Consider the following 10880-nt stretch of genomic DNA (forward strand, 5'->3'; position numbering starts at 1 on the left):
ACGACAACCACGAGATCCGCAAGACCCCGGTGGAGGAGATCATCCGCCGCGCGAACAAGATCCTCAACCCCTACAGCGTGGACGTGAAGTCCGTGGCCTGGTCCTCCGTGTACGAGGTGGGCCACCGCCTCACGGACCACTTCGACGACGTCGACACCGAGGACCGCGGCACCCGCGCGCCCCGCGTGTTCATCGCCGGGGACGCGTGTCACACCCACTCCGCCAAGGCCGGCCAGGGCATGAACGTGTCCATGCAGGACGGCTGGAACCTGGGCTGGAAGCTCGGGGCCGTGCTCTCCGGGCGCGCAGACGAGTCCCTGCTGGACACCTACTCCGAGGAACGTCAGGTGATCGCCAAAAACCTGATCGACTTCGACCGTGAGTGGTCCACCCTCATGGCCACCCCGCAGGACAAGTTGCCGGACCCCACGTACCTCGAGGACTTCTACGTGAAGACCGCGGAGTTCCCGGCCGGGTTCATGACCGAGTACCAGCCGTCCCTGATCACGGCGGGTACCGACCACCAGGACTTCGCCGAGGGCTACCCGGTGGGTAAGCGCTTCAAGTCCGCCCGCGTCCAGCGCGTGTGCGATTCCATGGTCGTGCACCAGGGTCACGAGGCCACCGCGGACGGGCGCTGGCGCATCCACGTCTTCGCGGACAGCTCCGTGGCCGGGGCGGATTCCCCCACCACCACGTTCGCCGAGTGGTGGCAGAACGATCCTTCATCCCCGCTCGTGGCGCTGCGCCGTGATGACGACGGCGATGCCACCCTCTTCGACGTGGACGTCACCTACCAGCAGCCCTACACGGACGTCGACATCACCAAGGTGCCGCGCGCGTTCAAGCCGCAGGTGGGCCCGTTCGAGCTGAACTACTGGGAGCGCGTCTACGCCGCGATCCCCGGCGAGGACGTCTTCGACGTGCGCATGATCAGCCGCGACGGCGCCGTCGTGGTGGTCCGCCCGGACCACTACGTGGCCGCAGTCCTGCCGCTCGACGCGACCGACGAACTCACCGAGTTCTTCGGGAAGTTCCTGCGCAGGAACTGACCCGGCCCCCGGGGGGGGCACTCCCGGTGAGCCGTGACGAAGCCCGGGCCGGGCCCAGCGAGTGATGACCACGCTCGCCTCGGACGTGTTGACCCGGAACGTGAGGGTCTCCCGGAAGTAGAGGTCCACGGTCTCCGCGGTGTGGGACGAGTAGCCGATCGCGGCGTCCAGGCCCAGGCGCAGTTCGGTCTTGGCGCGGGGCACGGCGTCCGGGGACTCGCGAACGTCCTGCGGTGCGGTCACCGGGGCGCCGTCGCGCGGGGGCACCGTGGTCGGGTCCTCCAGGAACGAGCGCGGCGGCGCGAAGAACAGGGACCCGTGACCGCGGTGGAGAAGTCCAGGATGCGGTCATACGTGCCCGGGGGGATCGCCCAGGAACATGTTCTCGAGCATGGTCTCCGTGACGCCCGGATCCGCGGCGTAGCTGATGAAGTACGTGCCGAACTCCTCGGTGCCCATGCGACCGAACGGCATGTTGTCACGCATGATCTCGCGGGCCCGGCCGTTCACGTCGTCGAGGTCGTTGAGGGCCACGTGCGAGTTGGCGGGCTTGTCCTCGTCCGAGAGCTCGATGTCCTCGAGCTTGGTTCGCCCGATCACCAGCTCCTGCTCCGTGACGGACAGTGCCTCCCACGCGCCCATGTCGTGGAGGTACTTCTGCACGTGCACATAGCTGCCGCCGCGGTAGGTCGGGTCCTGGTCGCCCACGACCGCGACCGTGAACGCGTCCTCGTCCTTCGGGTTCGCGGTGCCGTCCACGAAACCCAGCAGATCGCGTTCCTGGAAGAACGTGAAGCCCTGCACCTCGTCCACCACGTCCACGTACGGGCCCAGGCGCTTCATGAGGTGCTTGGCCAGCTCGAAGCACATGTCCTGGGAGGCCGCGCGCAAGTGGATCAGCAGGTCCCCCGGGGTGGACACCGCCGTGTGCACGAGACCCACGATCTCCGGGAACGGGTGCAGGTCCTTGGGGCGGGGCGCATCGTAGAGCCGGTCCCACGCATCGGAGCCGATACCGACCGCGCACAACAGGTCACTCGTGGGGACGCGGAACGAGACCGCCTTGGTGAGGTCCGAGACTCCCGTGAGGATGTCCGCGACCTCCGCCTCCGATCCCTCCTCGATGGTCAGGACCAGGAACATCGCGGACTTGGCCGGGGCGGCCACGATCTTCCGAGTGGGCATGGGCTCTCCGTGGGTGGGCGGTGCGCCACCCGGATGCTCACGCGTCCTGGGCGTACCGAGCGCGGTCGATCCGGGGTGGGCGGGTGTGCTGTCCTTCCCACGCTAGCCCTCGGGCACCGTCCCGCGGCAGTGGGTCACAACCCCCGGAAGAGTTCCACGATCTCCGCCGCGCTCGTGTCCCGGCACGCGCCGAAACCGGTGCCCGCCCACAGGTTCAGCCCCTCGGCGTCGCCCGCGGACGCGGCCCGCAGCGGCGCCGTCATGTAATGCACCTGCGGGTAGCCACTCACCTGCGCAGATCCGAGTCGGTCGGTGAACCCATTACGCAGGGCGCGGGCCCAGCGGCCCGAGAACGCCCGGGTGACCACGGTGTCCCTGCCCCCGCCGTTCAGCAGGGCCTCCCGGTGGGCGGGTTTGGTCCCCGCTTCCCGCGCGGTGAGGAACAGGGTGCCCACTTGCACCGCTACGGCTCCGCGGCCGAGCAGGCCCGCGGCGTCCTCGCGACTCGCGATCCCGCCCGCGGCGATCAACGGGATCTCGCTCAACTCACGCGCCTGGTCGAGCAGTTCCGCGGTGCTGATGTCCTCCGGGGTCGTGGCCTGGCCGTGTGTGGCCCGGTGTCCGCCCGCTTCGCGTCCCTGCACCACGATCGCGTCCGGTGCGAGTTCCGCCGCGGCCTCGACTTCCCGCGCGTCCGTGGCATTGAGGACGACGACGCTGCCCGCCTCACGCAACCGCGCAACGTCGGCCGCTCCCGGCAGTCCGAACGTGAGCGAGACGAGGGGCACGGGGTTGGCCACGAGGTGATCCAGCTTGGCCGGGTAGTCGTCATCCGTGAACGGGCCCGGCTGCGGGGCAGGGACGTCCAGGTCGGCGGCCACGGGGGCGAGGGCTCGCGCGTATGCCTCAAGCTGCTCCGGATCGGAGGGGTCCCGTTCGGGGACGAAGAGGTTGACCCCGAAGTGGTCCGTGCGTGCGGCGACCTCACGGATCTCCTCCGCCATGGCACTCGCGGATTTGTAACCCGCGGCCAGCATCCCCAGTCCGCCCGCTTCCGCTACGGCCACGGCGAGCGCGGAGGTCGAGGGGCCACCCGCCATGGGCGCCTGCACCACGGGTACGGACAGATCGTGCAGGGGGTTCGTCATCGTGGCTCCTTATAGTGGGGGCGTGCCGGATTCCCATGATGCCAGTCCCCTCATCAGCGCCGACAGGACCCCCTCACGTCCCGTGATCAAGGTGACCGGTGTGGTGCTGCGGCGCGCCTCGGACGGGGCGGTCCTGACCGTGCGCAAGCGTTCGACCGGGATGTTCATGTTCCCCGGGGGCAAGCCAGAGGGGGACGAGACACCGCTGGAGACCGGGATCCGCGAGGTCCGGGAGGAACTGGGGATCTCGCTGGCCCCGGAGCAGTTGCGCCCCGTGGGGGAATGGCACTCGGATGCCGCGAACGAACCCGGTCACGGGCTGCACAGTCACGTGTTCGTGAGCACCGTGCCGCTCACCGACACCCCCGTGCCTGCAGCGGAGATCGTGGAACTGCGGTGGCAGCCCCTCGCGGGTGCGGAGGACGTCACGGACCTCGCTCCCCTGGCCCGGTTGCACGCTCTCCCGGCTCTGCGTGCCGCGTCCAGCGGGGCATGTGTCTCTGGCTGCGAGTCGTGAGGCACGCGGAGGCCACCGGCAAAGTTTGAGGCACGTAGAGGCCCACCGCGGATTTTCAGGCACTCCAAAGTCACTTAACCGCCGGAATACTGGCTTCCGCATGCCCAGAATTTTGGGACTGGCTTCCGCGTGCCCAAGGGTTTGCGAGGGTCACATGGGCGGGCATTCCCGGGGCGGGTCAGCGGGGTATCGCCGTTTCACGATGTTCCACGCCGCGACAGCAGGGGCTCCGGGTCACGTGCGGCGCATGACCGTGGCGGCGTCCACGGTGACCTCGTCCAGGGGGGGCGGGTGCGGCGTCGTCGGCGGAGGGATCGCGGGGGGTGATGCCCAGAGCGTCCGGGGCGAAGGTGCGCAGGGTCTGGTGGGGGTCGTCCACCGGGGCGCGCAGCAGGGTGGCCGTGGCCCAGCCGTGGGTGAGGAGGTAGTGGTCGCTGTCGGGTTCCTCCGGGCCGGTCTCGGCGCTGTAGGTGACGGCGATGTGCTTCTCGTCCCCGCGGCCGATCTGCGCCTGCACCGCGCCGAAGCCCGCCAACCGCGCGGGTTTGAGGCCGCGGAGGCGTTCGGGGGCGACGTCGGGGACGTTGATGTTGAGGATCCACTCGTCGAACGGGCGGGTCTCCCATCGCTCGAGCGCGAACCGGGTGACCAGGTGCGCGGTGTCCCAGTGCTGCGGCGCGCCGGACGTGATGGACACCGCGATGCCGGGGATCCCGTGGGACGCGGCCGTCAGGACCGCCCCCACGGTGCCGGAATGCAATGTGGCCTTGCCCGTGTTCGCGCCCAGGTTGACCCCCGAGAGCACGAGATCGGGCCGCTGGCCGAACGCACCATAGGACGCCAGGAACGCGATCAATGCGGGTGCGGCCTTCACGCCCACGCAGTCCACGTCGCGCGGCATCCCGGGCGGCGCGGCTGCGACGAGCGCGATCCGGCCGTCGATCTCCTCCCCGGACAGGGAGGAACTCGCACCCGAGTACTCCTCGGCGGGTGCGGCCACCTTCACCGTGTGCCCCCGATCCAGTGCAGCGCGCACCAGAACCGCGAGCCCCGGGGACGAGATGCCGTCGTCATTGGTGACCAGGATGTGCATGTGCACCATGGTGACACGCGCCCGTCACGCGGACCAGAGCCCGGTACTCGGGCCAGGCCACCCAGGAGGACCAACCCGGTCACACTTCACACGGGCCGAACTGCCCGCGACCACATCCGGTCAGGGTGCACTGGGCGTCAGACCGAACTGCTCGGCGCGTCGAGCCGGAGCCGGGTCGTGGCACCGAATCGGAGAGCCACAGGTCAAGCACCCGGGACGTCAGGACAGCGTGCGCACCGTGATCTCGCGGGCGAACTTCTCGATGGTCGTGCGGTTGCCGGTCCCCAGGCCGCGGCGCGCCACGTTCAGCGCTCCCGCTGATGCACCGAGGGCCACGGCCTCCACGAGATCGAGACCGCGCGCCAGACCCACCGAGATCCCCGCGGTCATCGAGTCCCCCGCCCCTCGGTGGTCCAGCGGTGTGATGGACGGCGCGGAGACCTCCCGCACGGAATCCTTCTCCACGAGCAGCGCGGGGTCCTTGGCGCGTGAGATCACCACGGCGCCCGCACCGCGTTCGAGCAGCATGTGTCCGGCGCTCACCAGGGCCTCCGCGGTGTCCTCCGCGACGAGCTCGAGATCGAGCACCTCTTCGTGGCTGATCTTGAGCACGTCCACGTTAGCCGCCACGGCCGCCAGTGCGGGCTTGCCGCTGAGGTCCGCGACCACGGTGGTCCCGGCATCCCGCGTGTCCCGGATAAGGCGGCCGAAGAACGACGCCGGCACCACGTCCCCGGGTTCGGCCCCGGTGACCGTGAGGACGTCCGAGGCGAGCGCGTCCACGAACGCCGTGCCGTAGAGATCGTCCAGTTCATGGCGGGAGAGCTCCGGGGGCGGCATGTGGGCCACGGTCTCCCGGTCCTCACCGCGCAGGTCGTAGACGTATCCGCCGTTGCCGTACCCGTAGCGCACAGCATTGACCTGCATGCCCAGCCCGTCCAGCATGGTGCGGATCAGCGAGCCCAGTTCTCCGCCGAACGGCCCGCTCACGGACACGTCCGCCCCCAGCGACCCGGCCATCCGGGCCACCCACAGCCCCTGCCCGCCGGGGTGCATGTGCACGTCCGACTCGTGGGAACTACGGTTGCGATGCGCAGCGGGTTCCGTGATTTCCGTGATCAGCAGCGGAGTGGGAACCAGGATGGAGATACGCGGCTTGGGGCCGGGGCGGGTCTCGGTCACGAACGAAAGCTACATGACACGGGCGCTGGTGAACAGCACACCAAGGTGTCACCATGGTGGGATGAACGTCACCGCACCGGTTCGTATCGTGGAAGGTCAGGCCGCCAGTGAGCACACGCTGCGCGCCCTGAGCGCGTACTTCAGCGAGTTGAACAACCGGATCGACGGCGGTTTCGATCCCGAACTCACCGAGGTCACCGGCCCGGAGGACGTCACTCCGCCGCACGGGGATTTCTTCCTCATGACGGATTTGGTCACGGGCTCGGTCATCGCGTGCGGCGCGGTGCGCAAACTCGACGACGACCGCGTGGAACTGCGCCGGATCTGGGTCACCCCGGAACACCGCGGACAGGGCCACGCGCGCACCCTGGTGCGGGCACTCGAGAACAAGGTGCGCGCTTTCGGCGCCACCACGGCCGTGGTCTCCCTCAACGAGGAGATGACCGAGGGGATCGCGATGTTCCGCAAACGCGGCTACGAGCCCGTGGATTCCTTCCACGACGCCACCACGGCCTCGGTCTTCCTGGCCCGCCAGTTGTAGCCCCACCGATCGCAGGCCAGCAGTCATAAACCCGCAGGGTATGAACCCGCCGAGCGGTGAACCTCAGTCGCGGGCCTCGCGCGTCTTCTTCTGATTGGCCTTGTCGATCGCCTCGACCAATTCGTCCTTGGTCATGTCCGAGCGTCCCGTGATGTCCAGTTCCTGGGCGAGTTCGTACAGGTGCTCCTTGCTGGCGTTAGCGTCCACCCCGCCGGCGGTGTCCTCCGAGTTCAGGCCGCCCTTCTCGGCGCTGTCGTCCGAGGGCCCGTTGTGCTCCTTGGGCTCCCAGTGGTCCCCGACCTTCTCGTAGGTGTGCTTGACGGCCGACCACGCGGTGCGCGCCGCCCGGGCGTCGTCGTGGTATTCCTCCTGCGCCGAGTCGTAGGTCTGCGCGAACGTGTCCTGTGCCTTCTCGTCCGAGCGTTGCAGCGTGGACGGGATCTCGTCCTGACGCGCGTGGCCGTTCTTCTTCGCCTTGGGCACGGGGGCCTCCTCAGAGCGTTCGGGTGTCACTGGTGGCTCGATCCTACGCGCCGCCGACGCCGCTGCGACAGGCCCGCCCGCTGCTTGAGTCAGTGCCACTCAGCTTTCGTGCGTCAATGACTAGCACTTCCGCCGACAGCCTGCTACATTAGACGTTGTTGAGTCACAGAGACTCAAGAAACGTGATGGCTCCACGCGGGTAATCGACCGGTTCGCGGGGCACAGCACGTGGGTGCCGCAGAGTGAAGGAGTAATCGTCATGGCTACATTCGACCCGTTCTCCGAGGTCCAGAACTTCGCCAACCAGGTCCTCTCCGGCCGCAACGGCCTGGAGCAGATGCCCATGGACCTCTACCGTCAGGGCGCCAACTACTACCTTGCCGCGGACCTGCCGGGCATCGATCCCACGAGCGTGGACGTGGACGTGGACGGTCAGCTGCTGACCATCCGTGCGCAGCGTCGTCTGCCCTCCGCGGAGAAGGACACCAAGTGGATCGTGCGCGAGCGCCGCAGCCACTCGTTCGTCCGCCAGCTCAACCTGGGCCAGGGCATCGACACGGAGAACATCACCGCCGCGTACGACAACGGCGTGCTGACCGTGACCATCCCCGTGTCCCCCAAGTCCCAGCCGCGCAAGATCCAGGTGGCCACCGGCCAGGAACACCACGACAACGTGGTCCTGGAGCACGACAAGGGCTCGGACGAGGACCGCTCGCAGAACGTGCAGACGGACTCCGAGGGGTCGCAGGACTAACCAGAACCTAACAGGGCCGATCAGGACCGACCCTTCACCGGCACTGACCGGCGAATCCACCCGGTGGGAACAGGCCTGCTCAATCGGGGGCTCACCGCCCCATGACATGACTGTGCCCCGCAGGTCACCCTGCGGGGCACACTCATGTTCACGACGGGGTCAGCGGTTCATCCACCGCACCACGTGGTCGAGGTCCTCGGACGCGCGCGACGTCCAGACCATGAGCGCGTACACGTGCGGTCCGCCCTCACAGACCACCGCGGTGGTGTCCACGTTTGCTCGCACCAGCTCGGCCACGAACTCCATGGTGTCCGGGTAGAGCATGTCCCGGTCACCCTGCAGCACGAACGTGCGGGGCAGTCCGCGCACGTCGCCGAACGCGGGGCTCACCATGGGGTCGGTGACGTCCCGTGTGCCGGCCCACCAACGAGCGGCGGCCCGAGCGCCGTCGGTACCGAGCATGTGGTCCGCGTCCCGGTACGCCTCGATCTGGGGGTTCGTCACCGTGGTGTCCACCCACGGGGCCATGAGGATCAGACCCGCCACGCCGAGATCGTCCGCGTCCCGCAGTCGCATGGCCTGGGCCAACGCCAGACCACCGCCGGCGGAGTCGCCCGACAGGAAGACGCGCGGGCCGAACGAACGGGCCAGGTCCCACACGCCGTCGGCGAGTTCGAGCGCCTCGTCCACCGTGTGATCGGGGGCGAGCCCGTAGCCCGGCACCACCACGGTGACCCCGGTGCGCTGCATCAGGGCGTCGATCCAGCGCCAGTGCACCGTGGTCATGGGGTTCACGTACGCGCCGCCGTGCCAGTGCACGACCACCGGGGCGTCCGCCCGGGTGATGGCCGCCTTGGGCCGCGCGACGATGACCGGGTACCCGGCCACCATGACCTTCTCGAAGCTCGCGCGCTTGTGCATCGCCTTGTGCGGTGCCGCTTCCTCGCCGCGCACGGCCAGGGACTCGAGCAGCTTCTCCTCGGAATCCAGCACATCCGGGAGCACCCGCAACGCCTGGTTCGTGGCGCGCAGCACCGGGTCCGCGGCGCGCACGATCACGTCCGCGGCCGGCTTGGCGGCCCGGTCCTCGGCGATGCACGTGCTCGTGGAAGCCGCCGCGTGCCGACCGCGACGCCGCTGGGTCCCCGCGGTCCCGGGCGTTGCGGTGTCTTCGCGGGAGCCCCCATTCTCGGCAGCGCCCGCGGGCTCACCGCGGCGCTGGGCGTCATCGGCCACGACACCGAGAGGGGCCCCGGTGGCATGGTGCTGCCCGGCCGAGCGACGCTCGGATCCCCGGTGGTAGGTGGCACGGTGATCGGCCGCGGTGCGGTGGTTCCCGACATGACCGTGGGTCCGCTCGCCGGCCCCGGCACGGTGACCGTGCGACGTCGTCCGACCGGAAACACCGGCCGCACCGGCCGCACCCGCGGTGGCCACGGCGGCGGTCGCGGCGTGCTGCCCGTGACCGGACTTTCCCCGGCGCTTCCCGGACACCGCGCGATGGCGACCGGTGACGGGGGCGGACCCGGCGGCGTCGCCCGCGGAGACCGTGCCGGACTGCCCGGCACCCTGCGCGGCGAGGGACTCACCTTCGACGTCCACGTGCGGGAGGATCTTGTCCAGCCAGCGCGGGAGCCACCAGGCCTTCTCGCCCAGCAAACGCATGACCGCGGGGATCAGGAGCATGCGCACCACGAACGCGTCCAGGAGAACGCCGATCGCGAGTGCGAAGCCGATGGGCCGGGTCATGGCCATGTCCGCGAAGATGAAGCCCGCGAACACGGAGATCATGATGATCGCCGCGGCGGTGACCACGGAGCGGCCCGCCTTGAAGCCGTAGACCACGGCCTGGCGCGCGGGGTGCCCGTGGGCGTAGGCCTCGCGCATCCCGGAGACCAGGAACAACTGGTAGTCCATGGCCAGGCCGAACAGGATGCCGATCATCAGCGTGGGCAGGAAGCTGAGGATGGGCCCGGGATCGTGCACGCCGAACACGGCGCCACCCCAACCCCACTGGTACACGGCCACCACGGCACCGAAGGCCGCGAGCACGGAGAGCAGGAAGCCCAGCGTGGCGATCACCGGGACCAGGATGGAGCGGAAGACCATGAGCAGCAACAACAGCGAGATGATCAGCACGACGCCCAGGTAGAGGGGCAGTTTCTCGCCCAGCAAATGGGAGACGTCGATGTTCGCCGCGGTGGTGCCGGCCACGCCCACGTGGACGTCCTCATTGGCCTGGAGGTCGCCGTTGAGGTCCCGGATGTTGTTGACGAGTTTCTCGGTCTCGGCGTCCGCGGGTCCCGAGGAGGGGATCACCTGGATCACGCCGGTGGTGTTGTCGTCCGTGGTCACACCGGGGAGCACGTTGGCCACGTCGTCCTGCTGCGCCAAGCGGTCCGCCACCGTGTTCATCTTGTCGGTGGCCTCGGCATCGTTGAGACCCCCGGGGAGGTCCACGACCACGGCGAGGGGTCCGTTCTCACCCGCACCGAAGTCGTCCGCGATGCGCTGGTAGGCCTGGTACTGGGTGCTGTCCTGGGGTTCGGTGGACGCGTCCGGCAGGCCCAGGCGCATGGTCTGGGCCGGCAGCGCGAGCACGATGAGCACGGCCGCGCACGCCAGGGTGGTGATCCAGGGGTGGCGCAGGTGCAGGGCGACGTCGTGCTCGTCGATGTTCTCCTCGCGGGGCGCGGCGTCCCGCACCTTCCTGGGCAGCACACGCCGCCCGGCGAGGGAGAGCAGAGCAGGGGTGAGTGTGAGGGTCAACAGCAGGGCGATCGCCACGGCCACACCGGCCACGGTGCCCATGAGTCCCAGGAACGGGATCGCCGTGACGTTCAGAGCCACTAGGGCCACGATCACGGTCAGCGCCGCGAAGAACACGGCGGTTCCGGAGGTGCCCACGGCCATCCCGATGGATTC

10 protein-coding genes are annotated in these 10880 nt (G+C 69.2%); 4 read left to right on the top strand and 6 right to left on the bottom strand.

The annotated features are described in order from the left end of the window. Positions 1–1052 (top strand): FAD-dependent monooxygenase (locus tag B3I25_RS08715; protein ID WP_286738655.1); only part of this gene is annotated, 1052 nt, incomplete at its 5' end. Positions 1053–1400: 348 nt separating this feature from the next. Here the strand turns inward: B3I25_RS08715 and B3I25_RS08720 are convergent. Then, a complete protein-coding gene (locus B3I25_RS08720) occupies positions 1401–2237 on the bottom strand; it encodes a Dyp-type peroxidase (RefSeq protein WP_286738656.1) in 837 nt (278 codons plus the stop codon). 134 nt (positions 2238–2371) lie between these two features. After that, positions 2372–3385 (bottom strand): NAD(P)H-dependent flavin oxidoreductase, encoded by a 1014-nt coding sequence (locus B3I25_RS08725; RefSeq protein ID WP_286738657.1) that lies wholly within the window; start codon positions 3383–3385, stop codon positions 2372–2374. An 82-nt stretch (positions 3386–3467) separates the two neighbouring features. On the opposite strand from B3I25_RS08725, the gene B3I25_RS08730 reads away from it, so the two are divergent. Beyond that, positions 3468–3902 (top strand): NUDIX hydrolase, encoded by a 435-nt coding sequence (locus tag B3I25_RS08730; protein ID WP_286738658.1) that lies wholly within the window; start codon positions 3468–3470, stop codon positions 3900–3902. Between the two features lie 178 nt (positions 3903–4080). Here the strand turns inward: B3I25_RS08730 and surE are convergent, their stop codons facing one another. Both surE and B3I25_RS08740 read right to left on the bottom strand, forming a co-directional pair. Further along, on the bottom strand, positions 4081–4995 hold the full coding sequence (gene surE / locus B3I25_RS08735; RefSeq protein WP_286738659.1) for a 5'/3'-nucleotidase SurE: 915 nt from the start codon (positions 4993–4995) through the stop codon (positions 4081–4083). A 219-nt stretch (positions 4996–5214) separates the two neighbouring features. After that, positions 5215–6177 carry a 1-phosphofructokinase family hexose kinase gene (locus tag B3I25_RS08740; protein WP_098054638.1) on the bottom strand — a complete coding sequence of 321 codons (963 nt, stop codon included), beginning with the start codon at positions 6175–6177 and terminating at the stop codon, positions 5215–5217. A gap of 61 nt (positions 6178–6238) precedes the next feature. Between B3I25_RS08740 and B3I25_RS08745 the strand changes: the two genes are divergently transcribed. After that, positions 6239–6718 (top strand): GNAT family N-acetyltransferase, encoded by a 480-nt coding sequence (locus B3I25_RS08745; protein WP_064847130.1) that lies wholly within the window; start codon positions 6239–6241, stop codon positions 6716–6718. 63 nt (positions 6719–6781) lie between these two features. Here the strand turns inward: B3I25_RS08745 and B3I25_RS08750 are convergent, their stop codons facing one another. After that, on the bottom strand, positions 6782–7201 hold the full coding sequence (locus B3I25_RS08750) for a ChaB family protein (protein WP_286738661.1): 420 nt from the start codon (positions 7199–7201) through the stop codon (positions 6782–6784). A gap of 259 nt (positions 7202–7460) precedes the next feature. Between B3I25_RS08750 and B3I25_RS08755 the strand changes: the two genes are divergently transcribed. Continuing rightward, on the top strand, positions 7461–7955 hold the full coding sequence (locus B3I25_RS08755) for an Hsp20/alpha crystallin family protein (RefSeq protein WP_144997748.1): 495 nt from the start codon (positions 7461–7463) through the stop codon (positions 7953–7955). A 159-nt stretch (positions 7956–8114) separates the two neighbouring features. Here the strand turns inward: B3I25_RS08755 and B3I25_RS08760 are convergent. After that, the coding region (locus B3I25_RS08760) for an MMPL family transporter (protein ID WP_286738662.1) at positions 8115–10880 on the bottom strand (2766 nt) is incomplete at its 5' end.

This window comes from Kocuria sp. UBA1838 (assembly GCF_002338785.1).
In the GTDB taxonomy this organism is placed as follows: domain Bacteria; phylum Actinomycetota; class Actinomycetes; order Actinomycetales; family Micrococcaceae; genus Kocuria; species Kocuria marina.